The sequence below is a fragment of the Flavobacterium piscisymbiosum genome, assembly GCF_020905295.1.
Taxonomy (GTDB): domain Bacteria; phylum Bacteroidota; class Bacteroidia; order Flavobacteriales; family Flavobacteriaceae; genus Flavobacterium; species Flavobacterium piscisymbiosum.
On the sequence record NZ_JAJJMM010000001.1, the window covers coordinates 3,385,466 to 3,410,673 of the forward strand.

The window sequence follows — 25,208 nt, forward strand, 5'->3', positions numbered from 1 at the left end:
AATATCTATTATATAATTTTTAAACAAATAGTTTAATACACTCAAGACACTTTTCTTTATGGAATAATAATATTTTTTTGCATTCTCCATAAAATTCCTCCCATGTAAAAATCTTCTGTTCAATTTTTAATTTATTTAGTGTGATTTGTGCATTTCTAAGTTCTTCTTCTGTAATTTCAGACATTTTAATAGAAATCTCTTTTGAAATTTTCTGTAACAATATTTTTTCCATTTTATCTCTTACTTCTTCATAAGTTTCGTCTGGTTTGTTATCATAAACTAAATTAATACCAAAATTTTCAATTATAGGAACAAGATTGAAATTAGAAATGTTGTTCGGTAACAATTTTTTTTCTTCTTCTGAAAATTCTAAACCGTTAAGAAAATTGCTTTCTTGAATTGGAAATGGTGAAAACGTAGTTTCTGATTGGAAATATTTATTTATAGCTTTAACTTGGATTATATCGGGATATTTATTACCCTCTTTTTGATTGGTATTTCTTATATCAACTAAAATTTTCGCAAAATTATTTTTTTTAAGCTCATCTTGTACTCCTTGATACCAATCTTCAAAACCCACTGCTTTATTTTTGAAACATTTTTGCATAACAAATGTTACACTTCTACAACTATTAACAAAAGAATTGAATTCATACTTAAATTCTCTGGAAACTATATTTTTCTCTGCTTTTTCAGATTGAATTTTTAGCCATTTTTCGTTCATTCTATCTAGATGAAAAACGCATTCAAGCCATTTATCCTGTAAAATTTTTTCTTGTGTAGTCATTGCAAAATTGCTGTTAATTATGAATGAAAAAATGTATTAGTCTAAAAAAAACAGTTTGGTTTGGTGAAAGTTAATTTTGTTTTCTTCTTTTCAAATATATGTGTTTTTTAATTGCTAGCGTGAGCGGGTTTGCAACTGCATAGTCTAACTATGTCTTTTTAATAAATCAGCTAGTTCGTTATAACTAATAAAATGAAAATCAGAAATTTGCCCTTCAAGTGCTTTATCAACAATCTCCCTATCGAAATTATTATGATTTCCAGCAATTCCTATTAATTTTGGATCTTTTATTCTAATTGAATAATTTTCGTATGCCCATTTAGCATTTTGTGAATCAGAGAAGTATCTTTTGTATCCTGCTAATTGTCCGATTAATTTTGAAGCATAACCACTAAAATGAGAATTTGTCCAATCTCCAAAAGCAAAATCATAATTTAATAACCCGATTTTTAGATCTAAAATATCATAAAAGCCATCGCTTCTTTCCATTAAAAAATCAGGAGTTAAATATTTTTTTTCTGTATCTGAACTTATAGAATCTTGAATTTCTAATCTTAAATTACTTTTTGCCGAAATGTATCCTAAAGACTTAGCGAATTGATTTGAAATTAATTGAATAAATTTATCTATTGCTGTTTCATCTATTCTATAATAAGCTAGACTTTTTAATTCTGATATTATTTGAAATTTATGTTTACATCCATTCAATGGTTTCCCAATATCAAAATTTGCACAATCAAAAACTTCATTTAAAAAGTAAGTAAAATCTTGTTCACTAATTGACGAATTCACAATTAATGTTGTTGAATGTCTTCTAAATGAATAAAAACCATTAATTTGACTTACAATTGAGATATTACTGAAAAATATGTTAGAGCATTCATTTGAAAAATGAAATGGTAGATCACATCCTTCTTTAAGAATTTTATCTTTATATAATTTAGTGTCTTCAAAAAGCACATCAATAACATCGTTGGAGTTTGAAACGCTTAAAAGCAAATCTGAAAAACTGTAAACTGCTCGCTGATTATTTGCATTTTTACCATTTACAATACAATTTAATCCATCGTATTGTGAATAATATTTTCCTCCATTTATAAAAAAGTTTAAATTGTACTTATTTGGTTTGTCCTCAATAATGAATTTTGGCTTATCATTAATTTCTTGAAAACCATAGATTTCAATTGCAAAATGATTTTCAAGTCTACTTATTAAAATGTAATTTCCAAACCCGTAAGAAGAATCAAATTCCTTTCCTAATGATTTAATAGAGATGTCTAAAAAATTAACCCATTCTTCAAGTTTAGGAATCAAATTTGATTTTAATTCGGTTACGGTCATATTTTTAATATTTAAAAGTTAAATGTTATCCCAAAAACGCTTTCAACTCCTCATAACTCTTAATCTTCACACTCACTTTTTCCTCATTAATAACACTTTTAATTTGTTCCGGAATAGGAAGTTTAATTCCTAATGCAGGTTCAACTACATCCAAAAACTTAATAGGATGTGCCGTTTCTAAGAAAACACCAATCGCATTTTCGTGTTTTTGTAATTCTTTTTTCAAACCTAAATACCCAACAGCACCGTGTGGTTCTGCGATGTAACCATCAACTTTATAAATGTTTTTTAAAGCTTCAAGCGTTTCTTCGTCAGTATAACTATAAGATGAGAAGTCTTTTTCGAAAGCTTTTAAATCGTTGTTGTACAATTCCTGAATCCTAATAAAGTTACTTGGGTTTCCAACATCCATGGCGTTAGAGATTGTCGCTTTAGAAGGTTTTGGATCGTATTTTCCGTTTTCTAAGAATCTTGGTACAGTATCGTTTACGTTTGTAGACGCTACAAAATGTTCAATTGGCAAACCTAATTTTTTTGCCATAATTCCGGCGCAGATATTCCCAAAATTTCCACTTGGACAAGAGAAAACCAACGGTTTGTTTTGGCTTTTCAAGGCTTTGTAAGCAAAGAAGAAATAGAACATTTGTGGCAGCCAACGCGCAATATTGATAGAATTTGCCGAAGTCAGGTTTTTATGTGCTAAAGTTTCATCTAAAAACGCTTTTTTTACCATATCCTGGCAATCGTCAAAAACGCCATCTACTTCAAGTGCTTTGATGTTTTTTCCTAAAGTAGTCAATTGTTTTTCCTGAATATCGCTCACTTTTCCTGACGGATATAAAATGACAACATCAACGCCGTCAACGCCTAGAAATCCGCTTGCAACAGCTCCGCCGGTATCTCCGGAAGTAGCTACTAAAACCGTATTTTTACTGTCTTTTTTATCTTTATTAAAATAGGCCAGACAACGTGACATAAATCGCGCGCCAACGTCTTTAAAAGCCATAGTTGGTCCGTGGAATAATTCTAACGAATAGATTCCGTTTTCAACTTCTACAACCGGAAAATCAAAAGACAAAGTATCTTTTATGATTTCTCTTAAATTGTCCTCAGGAATTTCATCGCCTACAAATTGCTGAATCACATCAAAAGCAATATCGTTATGGCTTAAATTTTCGATTACATTAAAAAATGCAGGATTTAATGGCGTAATAGTTTGAGGAAAATATAATCCTTTATCACTCGCTAATCCTTGTATCACAGCTTCTTTAAAAGAAACTTCCGGTGCATTATGGTTTAAACTATAGTATTTCATTGGTTGTTGTTATTTAACCGCAAAGGTCGCAAGGAATCGGTTTCTTTTGAAAACGCAGAGTTCGCAAAGCTTTGTGGTACTATTTTTATTTTGATAATTGTATTGATTAAACGCTTTTTTGTCATTTCGACGGAGGAGACTCGAGCGATATCGACTGGCGAAGCAAATCCCCGCAAGTAGCTCCGCAAACTAAATCGTCAATCTTTGTCGAGTTTCTCGAGGGGATTCCTCGTTCCTCGGAATGACAAACTGTTTGTGTTATACTTTGTTTGTTATACTTTGCGGGACTTCTCCCGAAGCCTCGGGATCGCTCAGTCTGACAAACATGACGCACAATTTTTAATTTTTAATTATAAATTTTTAATTCTTTCAAAGAATCCTAACTCCATCAGGATTAATTTTCGAAACGTGAATTTCATACGGCAAATTCATTGCTTCGTAAACATCGCTCATGGCTTTGGCGATTTGGTCGGCGGTATTTTTCCCTCTGCTTAAAGCAAAAATCGACGGACCAGAACCTGAAATTCCGGAACCTAAAGCACCGTTTTCAAGAGCCGTTTGTTTGATTAAATCAAATCCCGGAATCAAAACGCTTCTTAAAGGTTCAACGATTTCGTCATGAAGCGATCTTCCAATCAAATCATAATCTTTTGTGTATAAACCTGCTATTAATCCACCCACATTTCCCCATTGCATAATGGCGCTTTTTAGGGAAACGGTTTGTTTTAATACCGAACGCGCATCAGAGGTTTTCAACTCAATTTGAGGATGAACTACCGTTGCAAACAATTCCTCCGGACTGTCAATTCTGATAATATCAAGCGGAGCATAACTTCTTACCAAAGTAAATCCGCCTAAAAGGGCAGGAGCAACGTTGTCAGCATGGGCATTTCCGCTGGCTAATTTTTCGCCTTGCATGGCAAATTGCACCAAATCTTTACGCGAATACGGTTTTCCTAATAATTCATTAATCCCGAAAACCGCTCCGGCAGAACTTGCAGCGCTGCTTCCAATTCCGCTTCCGGCTTTTATGTTTTTATAAATTTCAATTTCGAATCCAAAATCAATCGGATTAAAATCTCTTTCATAAGCTTCAAGCATCGCAATTGCCGCAACACCCGAAACATTTTTTTCGGTTTCCATAGGTAAATCGGCACCCACAATTTTGGTGATGCGAACTCCTTTTTCTTCTGTTTTTCGAACAATCATTTCATCACCCGCATTGTCTAAGCAAAGTCCCAATACGTCAAATCCGCACGAAAGATTCGCGATAGTTGCCGGGCAAAATAGTTTAATTTCCATTTTTTTAAAGGTTCTGAGTTGCTAAGGTTCTAAGATTTCTTTGCAACTGTTTATTTTTTTTAGCTTCTGAGACTCTAAGTTTCTAAGATACTAAGAAAAAAACTCAGAACCTTAGCATCTTAGAACCTTAGCAACTTTAATTGTTTCCTATTCTAATTACATCCGCAAAAATTCCTGATGCTGTTACCGCAGCTCCGGCTCCGGCGCCTTTGATCAATAACGGCTGATCTACGTAACGATCTGTGTAGAACAATACGATATTGTCTTTTCCTTCAAGATTGTAAAACGGATGGTCTTTTGGGATGAATTGCAATCCTACGCTTGCTTTTCCGTTTTCGAATTGTGCTACGTATTTTAATCTAGAATCTTTAGCTAATGCTTCTTCGTAGATTTTTTCGAAATGAGCAGCATGTTTGGTTAACGAGGCAAAAAAGTCTTCGTTGTTTGTTGTTGCTAAACAGTCAGCAGGTAAGAATGATTCGTTGGCGATGGCGTCAATATCCATTTCGTAACCGCTTTCGCGAATAAGAATCAGGATTTTACGTGCAACGTCAATTCCGCTTAAGTCAATTTTTGGATCGGGCTCTGTAAAACCTTGTACTCCGGCTTCTTTTACGACATCGTGAAAAGAATTGTTTTTATCAAAATTGTTGAAAATGAAATTTAAACTTCCGGATAAAACTGCCTGAATTTTGTGCACTTTATCGCCAGAAGCAATTAAGTTTTTCACTGTGTCAATAATAGGCAATCCTGCACCAACATTGGTTTCAAACAAAAACGGCGCATTGTATTGACGCGATAAACTTTTTAGTTTTTTATAATTTTCGTAAGCAGATGAACAGGCAATTTTATTACAAGTTACAACGGCAATACTTTCTTTTAAGAATTTTTCGTAAGTTTCAGAAACGCTTGCGTTTGCTGTAATATCCACAAAAATACTATTACGTAAATTCAGTTCTCTGGCGCGTGCGATAAATTCTGTCGGAATAGCGTGTTCACCTTTATCTAATGCCGATTTCCAGTCTTTTAAAGAGATTCCGTCCTCATCAAAAAGCATTTTTCGGGAATTCGATAAAGCAATAACGCGAACATTGATCTTTAAATTTTCTTTTAAAAACTTTCTTTGATTGTGAATTTGCTCGATGAATTTCTCACCCACATTTCCAACGCCCATTACAAATAAATTCAGCTGTTTGGTATTTTCTTCAAAGAAGTTTTCGTGCAAAGTATTCAATGCTTTTTTAACGTCTCTTTCGTTGATTACAGTCGAGATATTACGCTCAGATGCACCTTGTGCAATCGCACGAATGTTTACGTTGTTTTTTCCCAAAGTACTAAACATTCTTCCGCTTAAACCCTGGTGATTTTTCATGTTTTCTCCAACCAAAGCAATAATGCACAAGTCTTTCTCTACAATGGCAGGATCAATTTTGTTTTGAAGAATTTCTACTTCAAAAGCTTTATTGATCGCAGCTTCGGCATTTTCAGCATCAGAGTTTAAAATTCCGATGCAAATCGAATGTTCAGAAGAAGCCTGAGTAATAAAAATAACATTGATTTTTTCCTGAGACAATACTTCAAACAAACGTTTTGATGAACCCGAAACTCCAATCATTCCCGGACCTTCAAGAGTTACTAACGAAATATGATCGATATGACTGATTCCTTTTACAACAGTATCTTTTGATGAAACCTGATTAGAAATTAAAGTTCCTACAGCTTCGGGCTCAAAAGTATTTTTGATTAAAATTGGAATATTTTTTCTTAAAACGGGCTGAATCGTTGGCGGATATAACACTTTGGCACCAAAATGCGATAATTCCATTGCTTCCTGATAAGAGATATTTGCAATTGGCTGTGCTTGTTTTACGATTTTAGGGTTTGCAGTAAACATTCCGTTTACGTCAGTCCAGATTTCTAATTGTGATGCGTTGAGCGCTCCGGCAATTATAGCCGCAGTATAATCAGAACCTCCACGACCTAAAGTTGTAGTAATTCCGTCAGAAGTTTGAGAGATAAACCCTGGTAAAATATTGATTTGAGATTGATTTCCACCAAAATATTCCTGAATCAATTGGTTCGAAACTTCAAAATTTACAACTGCTTTACCAAAGTTGTTATTCGTTTTAATCAGTTCACGACTGTCTTTATAAACTACATCCTTATCGATTTGCTGATAAGCCTGCGCGATGATGTAAGACGAAAGTAATTCTCCAAAACTTAAAATAGTATCAGCAGTTCTCGGAGATAATTCGCCCAATAGAAAACAGCCATCTAATAAAGTTTCAAGATGATTGATGATTCTTTTTACGTGACTTAATAAACTGCTTTGTTCACTTACCGGAATAAGATCTTTTAAGGTATCAAGGTGTGTTTTTTCGATTTCAGCAACAATATCTCTAAAGCTTTCATCGTTGGCTGCTGCTTTTGCTGCCGCTGACTGCAATAAATCGGTTACTTTGCTTAAAGCTGAAACAACAACTACTAGTTTATCTTGTTTAGAATTCTGGTTTATAATTTCGAGAACGAGTTTTATATTTTGAGCATTGGCAACCGAAGTTCCGCCAAATTTTAATACTTTCATTTTTATGTTTTTTAATAAGGTGCAAAGATTTTGAGTAACAAAGGTTCAAAGGTTATCAACTGTGAACTGAAACTGAAAACTGCGACTATTTTTTTTCTTTGTAAATGTTTTTTATGTACCCATCGTCTTTCTTCTTTCAGGAAAAAAGTATAGATAACCAAGGATTATATGTAAAATGTATACCCCTAAGGGGTAGTAGTAGTTGTAGTAGAAATTGTTGTAGCAGCAATTGCAACCCCGGTTAGAGTTGTCATTGTAGATTGATATTTTGCGCTGTTACTTTTCATTTTGATTTTTCAAAAGTACAGTTTTTTATAAAAGTTAAAAAACTGAAAATCCTTTTTACGAATATTTCAATAATTCAAATGTAAGCATTTTAATATTGAGTAATTGTTAAAATTAAAACTCTAAATATGGCTTATTCATATAATTAACGCTTTTTCTATAAAGGCTTTAAAGTTTTTATGATGTTCATTTTATTAGAAAGCAGATAAAAAACAACGATTTTATCCTATATATTAAGTAGGAAATGTTTTTTTATGTTTTTTGGATAAAAACCTAAAATTGACATTTGTGATAATTAAAGGACTGATTTTGGTACGATAAACATTATGAAATAAATAAAGCTAAGAAGGCGAGATGCTATAAAATTTAATTATTATGAACAAATGTTGCTTTTTAATATTGATTTGCTGAATTTTGATGTCTTAAAATACAAACAACATGAGAGAAATCCATTATATAAGTACTGAAGTCTTAACCTTAGAAGCTTTACAAGAAATCATAGTGAACCAGAAAACACTTGAACTATCAGAGGAAGCGAAAGTAAACGTTCAAAAATGTCGTGATTATTTAGATAAAAAAATGGCTTCGCATTCTGAACCTATTTATGGTATCAATACAGGCTTTGGATCTTTATGTAATGTAAAAATCTCTAATGAGAATTTATCCAAACTTCAGGAAAATCTTGTAAAGTCCCACGCTTGCGGAACTGGAGAAGAAGTTCCTGCTGCAATTGTAAAGTTGATGTTGTTGCTTAAAATTCAATCTTTAAGCTACGGACATTCCGGAATTCAGTTACAAACCGTACATCGTTTGGTTGATTTTTATAATAATGATGTTTTACCTATTATTTATACTCAGGGTTCTCTTGGGGCTTCGGGCGACTTAGCACCTTTGGCACATTTGTCTTTACCTTTATTAGGAGAAGGAGAAGTTTTGTTTGAAGGAAAAAAAGTGGCTTCTGCCGAAGTTTTGAAACATTTTGGCTGGGAACCAATCGTTTTACAGTCAAAAGAAGGTTTGGCATTGTTGAACGGTACTCAATTTATGAGTGCTTACGGAGCTCACATTTTAATAAAAGCCTATAAATATTCTTATTTGGCAGATTTAATAGGAACAATTTCTTTGGAAGGTTTTGATGGAAGAAGCGAACCTTTTAATGAATTGATTCACTATATACGTCCGCATAAAGGGCAAATCGTGACAGCACAACGTATTAATGAGTTTTTGGAAGGAAGCGAGATTATTGCTCAGGAGAAAAAACACGTTCAGGATCCGTATTCTTTCCGTTGTATGCCACAAGTTCACGGCGCTTCAAAAGATGCGATCGATTATGTTCGAAAAGTATTCAAAACCGAAATTAATTCAGTTACCGATAACCCGAATATATTTATTGAGGCAGATCAGATTATTTCGGGAGGAAATTTCCACGGACAACCTTTGGCTTTGGCCTTAGATTTTATGGCAATTGCTTTGGCCGAATTAGGAAGTATTTCTGAAAGAAGAACCTATCAATTGATTTCAGGATTACGTAATCTTCCGGCATTTTTGGTCGACAATCCGGGATTGAATTCAGGATTTATGATTCCGCAATATACAGCAGCTAGTATTGCAAGTCAAAACAAGCAATTGGCAACTCCATCAAGTGTAGACAGTATTGTATCAAGCAACGGACAGGAAGATCACGTAAGTATGGGGGCAAACGGAGCGACAAAAGCGTTACGTGTTTTAGATAATTTAGAGCGCATTTTGGCAATCGAATTACTGAATGCTTCACAAGCGATTGCTTACAGAGAACCATTGAAATCTAGTGATTTTATCGAGATGTTTTTGAGTAGTTACAGAGAAGTAGTACCACTTGTTAAGGAGGATAGAATCTTACATTATGACATCGAAAAAACCGTTGAATTCCTTGATAGTTTCCAAATTGAAAACGATTTGTTAACAATGGCTTAACATTGTAGAATATTAATGAAGTAATTTTGCACTATCAAAAATATAAAAATGTCAATAAACAGTATTTTCCAATTTTTAGTGCCGAAAGACAAGAAATTCTTTCCACTTTTTGAAGAGGCTTCAAGCAATTTAATTGAATTAGCTTCTAATTTACACGAAGCTGTAAATCTTCCATTAAAAGAAAGAGAAGTTCTTTTTCAGAAAATTGACGAATTAGAGCAAAGAGGAGAAGACATTACACGTCAGACCAATCTTGAATTGAGTAGAAACTTTATTACTCCGTTTGACAGAGAGGATATTCACACATTGATTACTTCTATTGACAACGTTGCAGATTATTTGCACGGAGCAGCAAGCAGAATGAGATTGTATCAGGTTGATAAGATTACAAAATCGATCAGAAAAATGACCGAAATCAATCTTGAAGCTTGTCAAAATATTGATAGTGCAGTAAAAGAATTGAGAAATTTAAAGAATTTCAAAGTCATAAAAGATGCTTGTGCCAGAATTAATAAACTGGAAAACAAGTCAGATAACGTTTATAATAAAGCAGTTTTTGAAATTTTTGAAAACGAAACAGACGCTAAAAATATTATTAAATATAAAGAAGTGTTATCTGTTTTAGAATCAGCAACAGATAAATGTAAGAGTGTTGCGAACATACTAGAATCTATTTCTGTAAAACATTCTTAAATTCAATTTATTTCATTCTGAAGTTATAATTTATGACGCTACTTATAATTATTATAGTATTAGCCTTAATTTTTGATTACATCAATGGTTTTCATGATGCGGCAAATGCTATTGCAACAGTTGTTGCTACAAAGGTTCTTACGCCTTTTCAGGCGGTTCTTTGGGCAGCATTTTTTAACTTCCTGGCTTATTGGGTTTTTGGATTTGGTGTTGCGGATACTGTTGCAAAAACAGCGCACACTATGGAGATTAACCTGGTAGTTATTCTTGCCGGTGTTATTGCAGCTATTTGCTGGAATTTATTGACCTGGTGGTTGGGGATTCCTTCGAGTTCTTCTCATACCTTAATTGGTGGTTTTGCCGGAGCAGCAGTTGCTCATGCGATCGCTGTACATGGTTTTTCAGGTTATATTGGTGAAGACGGAACTACGCAATATTGGTATCAAATCGTAAGCTGGTATAAGGCCGGAAAAGATGGCGGAATGCCTTCGGGGGTTCTTATTATCATTGCTTTTATTGTTTTGGCACCGCTTTTAGGAGCTTTGGCTTCTTATTTAATTTCGATCTGGTTGTTAAATGCTTCTCGTAAAGTTATTGGACCTAAGATATTTACAGTGGTTTTGATGATTGCTACGGTTTGGTTTGTGAGTACTTTAATGGTACCTTATGAAGAGATTGTTAAACATGGAAAACCAAGATTCGACTCGCATTTTTGGAGTGTAGCTTTCGATCCGCATAATATTAAATGGTTCTTAGTAGCCTTTATTATTTTAACGGTAAGTGCATTTTGTTTGATCTTTAGTAGTTTAAATCTACATCAGGCAGATGCAGCTTTAAAGAAAATGCAATTACTATCTTCCGCGGCTTTTAGTTTAGGACACGGAGGAAACGATTCTCAAAAAGTAATGGGTATTATTGCTGCTGCTGTAGCGGTTTATATCAATACAAACCCGGGTGTTCATATGGCTGAATGGTTAGATGTTGTATTGCCAAATGATGATTTAGGTATAAAAGGAGTAATGCCGGGATGGATTCCGTTAGCGTGTTATTCTGCAATTGCTGCGGGAACTTTAAGTGGTGGTTGGAAAATTGTGAAAACAATGGGTTCTAAAATCACAAAAGTAACTTCGTTTGAAGGTGTTGCTGCTGAAACTGCTGGTGCTTTGACACTTTATTTTACAGAGCATTTAAAAATTCCGGTAAGTACAACGCATACCATTACAGGTTCTATCATCGGGGTTGGATTAACAAAACGTGTTTCTGCCGTTCGTTGGGGAGTTACAGTAAGTTTAATCTGGGCATGGATTCTGACTATTCCAATTTCAGCTATTTTAGCAGGTTTGGTATATTACATCCTAAGTGTATTTATATCCTAATAAAATGATTTTTGTAAAATGTGAGAGATAAAATCGCATTTTAAAACACATATAAAAAGCCGATTTCAAATTGAAATCGGCTTTTTTGTTTTTGAAAATATCTTTTTCAATTATTATAAAGTAATATATTTGATGCTAATTTAAAAGCCATTTATGATAGATCAAAAAACTTCAAGCCAAATAGAAAGAATAAAAAAGAAGTTAGTTATAGTAAAAAATACAGATAAGGATTTAAAAGTATTTGGTGCAAACAGTCATAAATACTTTTTGGACGAAACTGCAAATAACGATCAAATTTTAAACTTCGAAAAAGACTATAATCTGGAGCTTCCTGAAGATTATAGCGCTTTTTTGCTTCATATTGGCAATGGCGGAAAATCGTATCAAAATTCTGCAGCAGGACCAGGTTATGGAATATTTCCTTTCGGAAAAAACGTGGAAGAATTCATTTATGCTAATCCCGAAAAATATTTAAAAGAAGACTGTAAGTTGTACCCCAATATGAGTGATGATTTCTGGGAAGATCTGACCAGAAATATTGAGGAGAATGATGAAATTTCTAATGAAGATTTTGAGGCGGAATCAGGAAAAATATATTCGGGGATTTTGCCTATTGGTACTCAAGGCTGTACTTATTATTATGGGCTTGTTTTAAACGGTGAATTTAAAGGTCAGATTGTGAATGTTGATCTAGATCGACAAAAGCCATTTTTTACTTTTGAATCTAATTTTTTAGATTGGTACGAACGTTGGCTGGATGAAATTATACCTGAAAATATAATGATAGATGAACCTGATTTGTTTCAGTATACATTAGGAGGTAGTGTAATTTATATTTTGGAAGTATATTTTTCTGCGCATGATAATGAAACCAAGATTGAAGGTTTAAATGGGATTTTAAAGAAAGAAAAAATAGCTTCAGAAGCTCTTGATGTTTTAGAAGCTGAATATAAATTAAGTTCAGGAGCAATTCATAAAAAGATACTTCAAATCCTTACAAAGTTTGATTATCAAAGGGCTTATCCTTATTTGGTTGATTTTACAAAAGAAAGTTTATTAGATGTTTTTCAGTTTGTGTTTTGGTATGCAAAAGATAAAAGTTCGGATTGGCTGGATGTTATAAAATCAAATGCTGAAAATATTAGCGACGACGAAACCTTTAGTTTTTGTACTTATTTATTAAAGGAAATGAATATTGATTATGGCGATATTATTGTGCCGTTTACTTTTAATGAAAATGAAAACATAAGAATTAGTGCTTATTATGCGCTGGGACAATTAGAGAATAAAAGTAATTATATTGATGTTTTTGTAGCTGGTTTAAAGGATCATTCAAATAGAGTTATTCATATTACTTTGCAGGCGTTAGATGGGGTAGAAGATCAAAGGCTTTTGAAACATTATAAATTGATAGCTGAAAAATTTCCTGTAGAAAAAGATTATATTTTAGTGAATCTAAATCATAGGTTAAAACCGTTTGGGTTGACTAATAAGACAATTAAAAAGATTGCTACAGATTCTTAAATTGCGAGTAATAGAAGGTAAAATATCATTTTTAAAAATAAAAAAAAGCTAGTTTCTTTATTAAAACTAGCTTTTTTTGTTAAACATGTAATTGTGTATTTACTATTTGGTAAACAAGAATTCTTGACCGCCTTGTTTTAAAATCATTTCCTTTTTTTCAGAATTGAATTCAAGAACAATACCCGCAGTATCAAATTTGAATACTTTGGTGCTTGTGGCTTCTAACGGAAAAGAAGGTTGTCCGGTAGCTTGTGCGATTAATGTATTGTCTTTTTTTGAGATCGTTATTTTTATTGGAATTTGTGTACTACCATAGGTTCCGGAATACAAATCCAGAATTTCCGGACTAACAGCAACGCTTCCAAAAACCGGCATTGTAAATGGTTTATTAAAATAGGAGTTTAAAGTGCATAATAAGATGTTATTAATGTCGTAATCTAAACCGTTTGAAGTTAAGGCTAAAGCTAGTTTTTCATTTGGAAAATAGCCTGCAACAGATTTAAAACCATCGATTCCTCCGGTATGACCGTAGTTTTTCTTTTCGTAGTAAGGAAATTCAAATAATCCCATTCCAAATTTATCTTGTGCAGTTTTCATTTGATTTAAATGATCTGCTGAAATAATTTTTCCGGCAAAAAGACCTTCAAAAAAGATGTTTAAGTCAGTTGGATTAGAAACAATTGCTCCGGCACCAAGCGGAATAGACATATCTGTTTCGCTTTCTTTTTTCCATTTCCCATTCTCAGCTGTATACGAATAGCATTCGTTGTTCGCGATATTTGTTTTTTTTCCTAAATAAGTGTTTTTTAATTTTAATAGATTAACAATTTTTAGGTTTAAAATTTCACCAAAAGATTTCTTGTAAATATCTTCTAATACAAAAGATAATAAAACATAGTTAGAATTGCTGTATTGTCCTTTTGTGTTTGGTTCAAAAGCAATTTCGCCGGCTGCAATTCGTTCGATCATTTTAGCTCTCGATTGATATTCAGTATTCCAGGTTAGGTAATCATCGTCGTTTGTAAAATCGTGTATACCGCTTCTGTGGTTCAATAAATTACTAATTGTAATTGTTTTGGCATTTTTTACCGTTGGAAAATATTTGTCAATAGTTTGATTTAAAGCGATTTTATTTTCTTCGATCGCTTTAAAAATAAGCGTTGCAGTAAATGTTTTAGAGATGGAACCAATCCTGTACTTTGTATTTATACTTGATTTTTTTGAAGTCGCAACATCGTCAAAACCAATTGATTTTGTATAAATTGTTTTTCCGTTTTCAGAAAGGGCAATGCTTCCCATGTATTTGTTGTTTTTCTCTAAAAGAAGAAACAAACTATCCAGTTTTTTTGCATTGAAGGTTTGAGAAAATGCACTCGTAAAGACGAGAGCAAACAAGCAGCTGATGATTTTTTTCATGATGATGATTTTTGATTAATTGATTTTTTGAACTTTAATAAAAGGGTGATAAGAAAATAGAAAATTACGATTGCTAATAACATTACAGGAATAAACCAGTTACCCAATACTTCGTGCGTATGATTTTTAATTTTGTCTTCCTGACTCATTATTCCTAATACAAAAACAGAAAAGGAATCATCTTTCATATGAAGGCCTACAAGATTTGGATTGAAGATTTTTGCAAAAATCAGGAATACAAAACCAAAAAGGAAAAGGTACAAAACAAAGAAAAAAACATACGAAATACCATTGGTAAAGTTTAAGATCAAAGCTTTGAAAACATGAACAGGATTAAATGTTCTTGTGGCTTGTTCTAATTTTTTATCGGCAACAAGGGGTTTTAAAACCTCTTCTGGTGCTCCTAATTTTTCGATAATGTCTAAAAGTGAATCTATTTCGTTTTCTTGATTTTTATATTGAATAGCTTCAAAAATATGGCTGTTAAATTCCATATAAATATCATCCTGACTTATTTTTGATAACGAAGCTGTTGCTTTTTTAATACGCTTCATATAATCGCTATAAATCCTTTGCGAAGCTTTTTGTTCGAATTTGATGTCTTCTATTCTCATTGAATGATTTTTTTGATTGATTTTTCAAGATTCTCCCAGTAAATATTCATCTGACTTAGAGTTTCTATTCCGGCTTCGGTTAATGAATAATACTTTCTGGGAATGCCTGTTTCTTGTTCTACCCATTTTGAATCTACCAATTCTTCGGTTTTTAGACGATTCATCAAAGGATAAAGCGTTCCCTCGGCAATTTCTATTTCAGTATGTTTTCTTATTTGTTCGATAAGTTCATAACCGTAGTACTCATGATTTTTGAGCACGTTCAGGATAATGAAAGTCAATGTACCCTTCTTTACCTGCGATTTCCAGTTTGTTACAAATGTTTCGTTCATTCTGCTAATGTATAACAAAATACATAGTATAACAAAGTATATAGCTAGGTTTTTAATTAAAACATTTTAATTAACTGTAAATCAAATAATTAAAATGTTGTAATTTTATTTCTGTAGATTTTTATGATTGTGTTTACGTTTGTAGTGTGTTTGTTTGATATTCTTTTTGTCTTCAGAAATAATACTAATAGTACCGTCTATTTCTAACATAGCAAGCTTTATATCTGTCAAATGTTCTAAACCATGCTCACGTGCCGCTTCTTTTAATTCTTCGTGCGAAATGTCTAATTTACTCAAAGTTTTAAAATCTATTATTCCGTTATGAATCAGGATTTCGGGTTTGTCTAATAATAAATTGTTCAGACCTTTGTATTTGTGTGTAAGCTTTTTTATAATGTAATTAATGATAAACAATGCCAGAGCGGCAATTAAACCTCCTGAAAGACTGGTGTCAGGCCCAACCATTGCATTTTGAACGGAGTTACTAATCAATAAAATCAGAATGATATCGGCCGTATTCAGTTGAGAAAGTTCTTTTTTTCCAAAGATTCTCAATGCAATTGTCATGAAAAAATAAACAGCAATACTTCTTGCAATAATATCCAGGTAAGGGTATAGCATCATTTTTTAAAGATTTAAATAATAAAAAAAAAGCTTTGTCAAAGTTCAAAACTTTGACAAAGCTGCTAAAATAAATATATAATATTAAGTTAGGGTGAACTAACTGACTATTTTAAAATTCTTCTCGATTGCTCTGATCATTTCGCCGGCAATATCTTTATTGGTTGCGCCTTCGATTCCTTCAAGTCCCGGAGAAGAGTTTACCTCAAGTAATAATGGCCCTTTTGAAGAACGAATAATGTCAACTCCTGCTACCTTCAAATCCATTGCTTTTGCAGCTTTTATAGCAATTTTTTTCTCTTCGGCAGTTACTTTGATAATAGATGCAGTTCCGCCAAGGTGAATGTTTGCTCTGAATTCTCCGGGCATCGCTTCACGCTGAATCGCTGCAACCACTTTTCCGTCGATTACAAAACAACGAATATCTTTTCCGTTCGCTTCTTTAATGAATTCCTGAACCAGGATATTGGCATTTAAACTTTTAAAAGCATTGATAACACTTTCTGCAGCTTTTTTGGTTTCTGCCAAAACAACACCTTTACCTTGTGTTCCTTCTAATAATTTTACAATTAAAGGAGATCCTCCAACCATTTTGATTAAGTTGTCAGTATCCAAAGGAGAGTTGGCAAAACCGGTTGTTGGTATGTCGATTCCGTTATTCAAAAGCAATTGCAAGGAGTATAGCTTATCTCGCGATTGTGTTATGGCTGTAGCCGAATTTAAAACAAAAACCTTCAAAGCTTCAAACTGACGTGTTAATGCACAACCGTAAAAAGTAATACTTGGTCGAATACGTGGAATAATAGCATCAAACTGATTTAATATTTTTCCACCACGGTAATGAATTTCTGGAGTTTTGGCATCCAGTTTCATGTAGCACTCCTTGATATTCAAAAAATGCATTTCATGACCGCGCATTTCACCCGCTTCCATGATTCTTTTATTGCTGTATAATTCCGGATTACTGGCTAAAAGCCCAATTCGTAAACCTGAAGTTGCTTTTTCAGAGTTTTGGTATAATTCTTTTAAAGCTTCGGTTGTAGGCTGACCCAACATGTATTTTTCTTCGGGATCAACCAGTACACGTCCGCTCATGGCTTCGCGGCCCAAAAGCATGCGAAAACCCATTGAATCCCTGTTGGTCAGGGTCATTTCTATTGGCCATTTGATGTCGCCAAGTTTAATGCTGGTCTGGATAACGTAACGGTGTTCTCTAAAACCGCTTGAACTTTTTACAATTCTTTTATCAACCAACGGAGCTTCGCAATGGATGATGGTTTTAATATTATTCTGAATTGGATTAATATCAAATTTCACCCAATTGGCATCATTTTTTATAAAAGGAGCTATGTTTATAGCGTGCATTGCCGAAGTTTTAGCACCGGAATCGACACGAGCCTTGATTGTCGGGATTCCTAGTTCTGGAAATGAGCACCATTCTTCGCTACCTAAAATGACTTTATTTTGAAGCATACGTTATTATTTGTTTTTATAGAGATTAATAGCCAAAAATAGCTATTTGCTTTTACTAAAGATAGTAAATTATCTAAAAAAAATACCCGTTATGTTATGAAAACGTAACGGGTAAATTAAATTTGTTATAGATTTAAACTAATTTATTGATTAGTTGGCTCCTCGGCTTTATGAATTTCTACTGAAAGTTCTTGAGAATCATCTTTTAAATCCATTAAGATTTCATCACCTGAATGTATTTTTGAAGTTATGATTTCTTCTGCCAATAAATCTTCAACGTATTTCTGGATTGCTCTTTTTAGAGGTCTTGCTCCAAATTGTCTGTCGAAACCTTTTTCAGCAATAAATGCTTTGGCTTTATCAGTAAGATTTAGCTTGTATCCTAATTCAGCAATGCGAGAATATAGTTTTGCAAGTTCGATTTCGATAATCAAATCGATGTCGCCTTTTTCTAATGCGTTAAATACGATTACATCATCAATTCTGTTTAAGAATTCAGGAGCAAAGGTTTTTTTCAATGCATTTTCGATAATGCTTTTTGAGTTTTCATCGGCCTGAGCTACTTTTGCAGCAGTTCCAAATCCTACACCTTGTCCAAAATCTTTCAACTGACGCGCTCCAACGTTAGATGTCATAATAATGATAGTGTTTTTAAAGTCGATTTTGCGACCTAAACTATCTGTCAAATATCCGTCATCTAAAACCTGAAGCATCATATTGAATACGTCCGGATGCGCTTTTTCGATCTCGTCTAAAAGTACCACACAATATGGTTTTCTACGAACTTTTTCAGTCAATTGACCACCTTCTTCGTAACCAACGTATCCCGGAGGCGCTCCAACTAAACGAGAGATCGCAAATTTTTCCATGTATTCACTCATGTCGATACGAACTAACGCATCTTCAGAATCGAATAATTCTTTTGCTAAAACTTTTGCTAATTGTGTTTTACCAACTCCAGTCTGACCAAGGAAAATAAACGAACCAATTGGTTTGTTAGGATCTTTAAGTCCGGCTCTGTTACGTTGTATAGAACGTGCAATTTTAAGAACAGCTTCGTTTTGACCAATTACTTTATTCTGAATCAATTCAGGTAATTTAGCCAGTTTATTGCTTTCTGTTTGTGCAATTCTGTTTACAGGAATTCCAGTCATCATAGAAACAACATCAGCTACATTATCTTCTGTAACTTCAATTCTGTTGTTTTTAGAATCCTCTTCCCATTGTTCTTGTGCAACAGCAAGATCTTTTTCGATGCGTTTTTCATCATCGCGAAGTTTGGCAGCCTCTTCGTATTTTTGTTTTTTGACTACCATGTTCTTCATTTCGCGAACTTCTTCTAACTGACGTTCTAAATCAAGAATTTGTTTAGGAACATCAATATTAGTAATGTGTACGCGAGATCCGGCTTCGTCAAGAGCATCAATAGCTTTGTCCGGTAAAAAACGCTCAGACATATATCTGTTTGTTAATTTAACACAAGCTTCAATAGCTTCCTGAGTATAAGTTACATTGTGGTGATCTTCGTATTTGTCTTTTATGTTGTTTAGGATCGCGATTGTTTCTTCAACAGAAGTTGGTTCAACAATTACTTTCTGGAAACGTCTTTCAAGAGCTCCGTCTTTCTCAATATATTGTCTGTACTCATCAAGAGTAGTAGCACCAATACATTGAATTTCTCCTCTTGCCAAAGCAGGTTTGAACATGTTCGAAGCATCAAGAGAACCTGTTGCTCCGCCAGCGCCTACAATCGTGTGAATTTCATCAATAAAAAGAATGATATCATCATTTTTCTCTAATTCGTTCATCACGGCTTTCATTCTTTCTTCAAACTGACCACGGTATTTTGTTCCGGCTACTAAACTAGCCAAATCAAGAGTTACCACACGTTTGTTGAAAAGAATACGAGAAACTTTCTTTTGGATAATTCGAAGTGCCAGTCCTTCTGCAATAGCAGATTTACCAACTCCTGGTTCTCCAATAAGAAGCGGGTTGTTCTTTTTTCTACGGCTTAGAATTTGAGAAACACGTTCAATTTCTTTCTCGCGTCCTACAACCGGATCTAGTTTTCCTTCCTCGGCCATTTCTGTTAAATCTCTCCCAAAATTATCCAAAACCGGAGTCTTGGATTTTTTGTTTGACTTATTGGCGGGATTATTAAAACTACTTTCTTTAAGACTGTCATCTTGTCCTGAATCGTCATTATACGATTCGTTTCTTGGCAAGTTTTCTAAGAATTCTTCTTCGTTTGGAGTCATATTTAAATATTGTTCTTTAGCTATGTCATAATCTATTTTTAGCTTATTCAATAGCTTGGTTGTTGGATCGTTTTCGTTTCGTAAGATACACAATAGCAGATGCGCTGTGCTAATCGACGAGCTCTGAAATACTTTAGCTTCGAGAAACGTTGTCTTCAGTGCTCTTTCCGCTTGGCGGGTAAGATGAAGATTTTTCTTTTCTGCATTTACTTCAACGCTTTGATTGGCCGGGCTCAGTATTTCTACCTTCCTGCGTAAATGATCTAGATCGACTGCAAGGTTATTAAGTATATGAATAGCTTTTCCGTTTCCATCCCTTAAAATGCCTAGCATTAGATGTTCAGTACCAATAAAGTCGTGGCCCAAACGTAAGGCTTCTTCTTTACTGTAGGTAATAACATCTTTTACTCTTGGTGAAAAATTATCATCCATAATATATAATTGGTATTGTAAATTTAGTGAATTAGTGTTTGAAAAACAAAAACCATACCCTTAAGGAACTCCTGACAGCTAAGGGACGAAAAAAATAACAATAAAAGCGTTAAAATACGCTTAATTTATTAACCAAAAGCGAAAATAAAGTTGTTAATAAATCATTGAAATAAGTGTAAGTAAATAGCTGAAAAAATTCCAAAAAAACGTATCTTGGCACGCTTTGAAACTAATATAATTATTTAAACATAACAACTTATGTCTGAAGGAGAAAAGTTAATTCCTATTAACATTGAAGATGAAATGAAATCTGCTTACATCGATTATTCGATGTCAGTAATTGTATCGAGAGCGCTTCCTGATGTTAGAGATGGCTTGAAACCAGTGCATCGAAGAGTTCTTTACGGAATGTATGATTTAGGTGTAACTTCAAGATCTGCCCACAAAAAGTCTGCAAGAATCGTAGGAGAGGTTCTGGGTAAGTATCACCCACACGGGGATACTTCTGTTTATGATGCAATGGTTCGTATGGCTCAGGAATGGAGTATGCGTTATTTATTAGTGGATGGTCAGGGTAACTTTGGATCTGTAGATGGTGATAGCCCTGCAGCAATGCGTTATACTGAGGCCAGAATGCGTAAAATATCTGAAGATATTATGGCAGATATCGAAAAAGAAACAGTTGATTTTCAATTGAACTTTGACGATACTTTATATGAGCCAAAAGTAATGCCTACAAGAGTTCCTACTTTATTAGTAAACGGAGCAACAGGTATTGCGGTAGGTATGGCAACCAATATGCCTCCACACAATTTAACTGAAGTTATCAATGGTACATTAGCGTATCTTGATAATAACGATATTGAAGTTGACGAATTAATGACACATATTAAAGCTCCCGATTTTCCAACCGGTGGTGTAATATATGGTTATGAAGGAGTTCGTGAAGCTTTTAAAACCGGTAGAGGACGTATTGTAATGCGTGCGAAAGTTGGTTTTGAAGAAGTTGACGGAAGAGAATGTATCATCGTAACAGAGATTCCATATCAGGTGAATAAAGCCGAAATGATCAAACGTACGGCTGATTTAGTTAACGATAAAAAAATCGAAGGTATTGCGAATATTCGTGACGAGTCTGACAGAAACGGTATGCGTATCGTTTATATCCTGAAACGTGACGCTACGCCAAACGTAGTATTGAATACCTTATATAAATTTACATCATTACAATCTTCTTTTAGTGTAAACAATATTGCATTAGTAAAAGGTCGCCCACAAATGTTGAATCTAAAAGATATGATTCATTATTTTATTGAGCACCGTCATGATGTAGTAGTTAGAAGAACTCGTTTTGAATTGCGTAAAGCCGAAGAAAGAGCCCATATTTTAGAAGGATTAATTATTGCTTCTGATAATATTGATGAAGTTATTGCGATCATCAGAGGTTCTAAAAATACAGAAGAAGCTCGTGAGAAATTGATCGAAAGATTTAATTTATCTGACATTCAGGCACGTGCCATTGTTGAAATGCGTTTACGTCAGTTAACAGGTCTGGAACAAGATAAGTTAAGAGCTGAATACGATGAATTGATGAAATTAATCGAACATTTGAAAGCTTTATTAGCAGATGTAGATTTAAGAACGAATTTAATTAAAGAAGAACTGGAAGAAATCCGTGAGAAATACGGAGATGAACGTCGTTCTACTATTGAATATTCTGGTGGAGATGTAAGTATCGAAGATTTGATCGCAGATGAGAATGTAGTTATTACAATTTCGCATGCAGGTTACATCAAACGTACTAACTTAACAGAATACAAAACTCAAAATAGAGGTGGAGTTGGACAAAAAAGTGCAGGAACAAGAGATCAGGATTTCCTTGAGCATATGTTCGTTGCAACCAATCACCAATATATGATGTTCTTTACGCAAAAAGGAAAATGTTTCTGGATGCGTGTTTATGAAATTCCTGAAGGAAGCAAAACTGCAAAAGGTAGAGCGATTCAGAATTTAGTAAATATTGAAAGTGACGATAAAGTAAAAGCTTTCATTTGTACACAAGACTTAAAAGATAAAGATTATATCAATAGTCATAATCTTGTAATGGTAACGAAACAAGGTCAGGTGAAGAAAACTTCTTTAGAGAAATACTCTAAACCAAGGGTAAATGGAGTTGCTGCAATTACAATTAAAGAAGGTGATGAGTTACTTGAAGCTAAATTAACAAACGGAGAAAGCCAAATTATCCTTGCTGTTAAGTCTGGTAAATTGGTTCGTTTTGAGGAAACTAAAACGCGTCCGATGGGAAGAACAGCTTCAGGAGTTCGCGGAATTACCTTAAAAGACGATACTGATGAAGTAATTGGTATGGTTACAGTTGACAAAGAAAATGTAAACGATACACAGATTTTGGTTGTAACTGAAAACGGATACGGTAAACGTACTAAATTAGTTGATGACGATGGAGAAGATGTTTACAGAATTACAAACCGTGGAGGTAAAGGTGTTAAAACACTTAATATCACAGAGAAAACCGGAAAATTAATTTCTATTAGTAATGTAACGGATGCTGATGATTTAATGATTATCAACAAGTCAGGATTAACAATTAGAATGGCGATTGAAGATTTACGTGTAATGGGTCGTGCAACACAAGGTGTTCGATTGATTAACTTAAAAGGTAAAGATTCTATTGCTGCTGTAACAAAAGTTATGAAAGATGATGTTGCGGAAGTTGTTGTTGATGAAGACGGAAATGTTATTGAATCTGCTATCGAAAGAGTAAAACCGGATTTAGAAGTTCTTGAGGACGAAGGTCCTGTAGAAGATGACGACGACGATGATTCTGATGAAGAAGTAGAAGACGAAGATGACGCTGAAGAAGAAGAGTCTGAGGAATAAAAAGTAAACCACTTATAATTAAATACACAAATTGAATATTATGAAAAGTAAATATGTAATACTTGCGTCAGCATTATTGATTTCAGTAGCTACTTTTGCTCAAAAAGATCAGATAAAAAGTGCTGAAAAAGCGTTAAAAGGAGGGGATGCTCAGGGAGCAATTACAATCCTGAATGATGCGGAAAATATGGTAGCAAATGCTAAAGATGTTGAGCAGGCTCAATTTTATTCTGTAAAAGCTAATGCTTATTTAGATTTAGCTAATAAAAAAATAGATGAAAGTAAAAACCTATCTCTTTCTGCAGAAAACTATAAAAAGTTAATTGATGTTGAAAAAGCTTCAGGAAAATTAAAATATTCTACTCAGGCTGCAGCTTCAATTACGGAGATCAAAGGAAAGTTGATTAATTCAGCTATCGCAGATTCTCAGGCTGGTAAACATACTGAAGGAGCGAAAAAATTGTATGATGCTTATTTGTTAGAGAAAAAAGATACAATCAATTTGTATTATGCAGCTTCTACAGCAGTAAATGCTCAGGATTTTGATCTTGCATTGCCAATGTACGAAGAGTTGAAACAATTAAACTATTCTGGAAAAGGAACTAGCTATACTGCTGTAAATAAAATTTCAGGTAACGAAGATGCTTTCAATAGTGCTAAAGACAGAGATTTAGCTGTAAAATTAGGAACTCACGAAAAACCTCAAACAGAAGCTATTCCTTCAAAAAGAGGAGAGATTTACAAAAATCTTGCGTTAATTTTAGTTCAAAAAGGACGTAGCGAAGATGCTAAAAAAGCAATCGCAGATGCAAGAAAAGCAAATCCGGATGATAGTTCTTTGATTCTTACTGAAGCTAACTTGTATTTAGAGTCTAAAGATTTTGATACTTACAAAAAATTAGTTGGTGAAGCTTTACAAAAAGATCCAAACAATGCTGATTTAGTATTCAATTTAGGAGTTCTTAGTGCTAATGCAAAAAATAATGCTGATGCTGAGAAATATTATTTGAAAGCTGTTGAAATCAATCCAAAATATACAAATGCTTATCTTAACCTGGCAGCTTTAAAATTAGAAGCTGAAAAACCAATTATTGATGAGATGAATAAATTGGGTACTTCTGCAAAAGATATGAAGCGTTACGATGTGTTGAAAGCACAAAGAGAAAACGTTTTTAAAGGTGTGATTCCTTACCTTAAAAAAGCAAATGAATTAGATCCTAAAAACGAAGATGTTTCTAAAACATTATTGGGGGTTTACAAAGCATTAGAAATGACTGCTGAAGCAAAAGCATTGAAAGCTACAATGTAATTCTAAAAAGATTTAAGTATAAAAAAACCATTCGCCGCGGCGAATGGTTTTTTTTTGCCTTGAAATTTATCTTAACTTTCTAAAGTTACAGAAAGTGTAATTGTCGTATTTAATAATTTTGAGATAGGACAAATTTCTTTTGCTTTTGCTGCTGTTTTTTCAAATTCTTCAGCAGTAATATTGGGAACTTTCCCTTTTAAATCCAAATGGATTAATGTTATCGTTCCGTCCTCAAAAGTAACTGTCGCTTCTGTATTTAAATCATCTGCTGTAAAACCACCTTCGTTAAGTAAAAAGCTTAGTTGCATTGTAAAACAGCCCGAATGTGCTGCAGCAACCAATTCTTCAGGATTTGTTCCAACTCCGTCTGCAAATCTTGTTTTAAATGATAATTGAGCATTATCTAATGTTGTACTTTGTGTACTGATTTTTCCAGTTCCTTCCATGCCAGTTCCTTTCCAGTTGGCATTTGCTTTTCTTGTAAATTTCATTTTTCGTTGTTATTAGGATTAATAATTGAATTTGTTGATTATCAATAGATAATGTGGTTTATCAAATATAATCAATATTTTACAGAAATTTTTTCATGAAATTATAATACATTGTTAAGTTTCAGGTTGAAATGAGATAAATGTTGGAGCGAACTTAACCGCAATCCCGATAGCTATCGGGAGCAAAGTTTTGTGTTTCAT

General features: G+C 33.7%; 18 protein-coding genes. 6 read left to right on the forward strand and 12 right to left on the reverse strand.

All coding sequences use genetic code 11. The features are described 5' to 3' along the window. Positions 1 to 19: 19 nt before the first annotated feature. From LNP81_RS14810 to thrA, 5 genes are all read right to left on the reverse strand, one after another. Positions 20 to 787, reverse strand: a complete 768-nt coding sequence (locus tag LNP81_RS14810) for a hypothetical protein (protein WP_230037099.1) — start codon at positions 785 to 787, stop codon at positions 20 to 22. Positions 788 to 931: 144 nt separating this feature from the next. Continuing rightward, the gene (locus LNP81_RS14815) at positions 932 to 2,128 is read right to left on the reverse strand and encodes a hypothetical protein (protein ID WP_230037101.1); all 1,197 of its coding nucleotides are present in this window, start codon (positions 2,126 to 2,128) and stop codon (positions 932 to 934) included. Between the two features lie 25 nt (positions 2,129 to 2,153). Further along, positions 2,154 to 3,443: a threonine synthase gene (thrC, locus tag LNP81_RS14820; RefSeq protein ID WP_230037103.1), complete on the reverse strand. Its 1,290-nt coding sequence runs from the start codon at positions 3,441 to 3,443 to the stop codon at positions 2,154 to 2,156. Between the two features lie 369 nt (positions 3,444 to 3,812). Continuing rightward, positions 3,813 to 4,745, reverse strand: a complete 933-nt coding sequence (locus tag LNP81_RS14825; RefSeq protein ID WP_230037105.1) for a homoserine kinase — start codon at positions 4,743 to 4,745, stop codon at positions 3,813 to 3,815. Between the two features lie 136 nt (positions 4,746 to 4,881). After that, positions 4,882 to 7,329: a bifunctional aspartate kinase/homoserine dehydrogenase I gene (thrA, locus tag LNP81_RS14830; RefSeq protein ID WP_230037107.1), complete on the reverse strand. Its 2,448-nt coding sequence runs from the start codon at positions 7,327 to 7,329 to the stop codon at positions 4,882 to 4,884. Positions 7,330 to 8,052: 723 nt separating this feature from the next. Here thrA and hutH point away from each other — a divergent pair. The 4 genes from hutH (at position 8,053) to LNP81_RS14850 (ending at position 13,160) form a co-directional block, all read left to right on the forward strand. Further along, entirely contained in the window at positions 8,053 to 9,567 is a 1,515-nt protein-coding gene (gene hutH / locus LNP81_RS14835; protein WP_230037110.1) for a histidine ammonia-lyase, read from the forward strand. Positions 9,568 to 9,615: 48 nt separating this feature from the next. Then, entirely contained in the window at positions 9,616 to 10,260 is a 645-nt protein-coding gene (locus LNP81_RS14840) for a DUF47 domain-containing protein (protein ID WP_056250900.1), read from the forward strand. Between the two features lie 32 nt (positions 10,261 to 10,292). After that, complete coding sequence (locus LNP81_RS14845; RefSeq protein ID WP_230037112.1) at positions 10,293 to 11,636, forward strand: inorganic phosphate transporter; 1,344 nt, start codon at positions 10,293 to 10,295, stop codon at positions 11,634 to 11,636. Between the two features lie 153 nt (positions 11,637 to 11,789). Then, on the forward strand, positions 11,790 to 13,160 hold the full coding sequence (locus tag LNP81_RS14850) for an SMI1/KNR4 family protein (protein WP_230037114.1): 1,371 nt from the start codon (positions 11,790 to 11,792) through the stop codon (positions 13,158 to 13,160). Between the two features lie 102 nt (positions 13,161 to 13,262). On the opposite strand, the gene LNP81_RS14855 is transcribed toward LNP81_RS14850, so the two are convergent. The 6 genes from LNP81_RS14855 to LNP81_RS14880 all read right to left on the reverse strand — a co-directional run bounded on the left by LNP81_RS14855 (position 13,263) and on the right by LNP81_RS14880 (position 20,306). Beyond that, the gene (locus LNP81_RS14855; protein WP_230037116.1) at positions 13,263 to 14,576 is read right to left on the reverse strand and encodes a serine hydrolase domain-containing protein; all 1,314 of its coding nucleotides are present in this window, start codon (positions 14,574 to 14,576) and stop codon (positions 13,263 to 13,265) included. Further along, entirely contained in the window at positions 14,573 to 15,190 is a 618-nt protein-coding gene (locus tag LNP81_RS14860; protein ID WP_230037118.1) for a DUF1700 domain-containing protein, read from the reverse strand. Before LNP81_RS14860 ends, LNP81_RS14855 begins: the two co-directional genes overlap by 4 nt. Further along, positions 15,187 to 15,522, reverse strand: coding sequence for a PadR family transcriptional regulator (locus tag LNP81_RS14865; protein WP_065447952.1), 336 nt, complete (start codon positions 15,520 to 15,522; stop codon positions 15,187 to 15,189). The genes LNP81_RS14860 and LNP81_RS14865 overlap by 4 nt, the downstream gene beginning before the upstream one ends. A 105-nt stretch (positions 15,523 to 15,627) precedes the next feature. Beyond that, entirely contained in the window at positions 15,628 to 16,143 is a 516-nt protein-coding gene (locus tag LNP81_RS14870) for a DUF421 domain-containing protein (protein ID WP_230040918.1), read from the reverse strand. Positions 16,144 to 16,242: 99 nt separating this feature from the next. After that, positions 16,243 to 17,616: a 30S ribosomal protein S6--L-glutamate ligase gene (rimK, locus tag LNP81_RS14875; RefSeq protein ID WP_230037120.1), complete on the reverse strand. Its 1,374-nt coding sequence runs from the start codon at positions 17,614 to 17,616 to the stop codon at positions 16,243 to 16,245. A gap of 143 nt (positions 17,617 to 17,759) precedes the next feature. After that, entirely contained in the window at positions 17,760 to 20,306 is a 2,547-nt protein-coding gene (locus LNP81_RS14880; RefSeq protein ID WP_230037122.1) for an ATP-dependent Clp protease ATP-binding subunit, read from the reverse strand. Positions 20,307 to 20,564: 258 nt separating this feature from the next. Here LNP81_RS14880 and gyrA point away from each other — a divergent pair, with 258 nt between their 5' ends. Continuing rightward, on the forward strand, positions 20,565 to 23,207 hold the full coding sequence (gene gyrA, locus LNP81_RS14885) for a DNA gyrase subunit A (protein WP_230037124.1): 2,643 nt from the start codon (positions 20,565 to 20,567) through the stop codon (positions 23,205 to 23,207). A 40-nt stretch (positions 23,208 to 23,247) separates the two neighbouring features. Beyond that, positions 23,248 to 24,516: a tetratricopeptide repeat protein gene (locus LNP81_RS14890; RefSeq protein WP_230037126.1), complete on the forward strand. Its 1,269-nt coding sequence runs from the start codon at positions 23,248 to 23,250 to the stop codon at positions 24,514 to 24,516. A gap of 71 nt (positions 24,517 to 24,587) precedes the next feature. On the opposite strand, the gene LNP81_RS14895 is transcribed toward LNP81_RS14890, so the two are convergent. After that, a complete protein-coding gene (locus tag LNP81_RS14895; RefSeq protein ID WP_065447992.1) occupies positions 24,588 to 25,007 on the reverse strand; it encodes an OsmC family protein in 420 nt (139 codons plus the stop codon). Between the last annotated feature and the right edge of the window lie 201 nt (positions 25,008 to 25,208).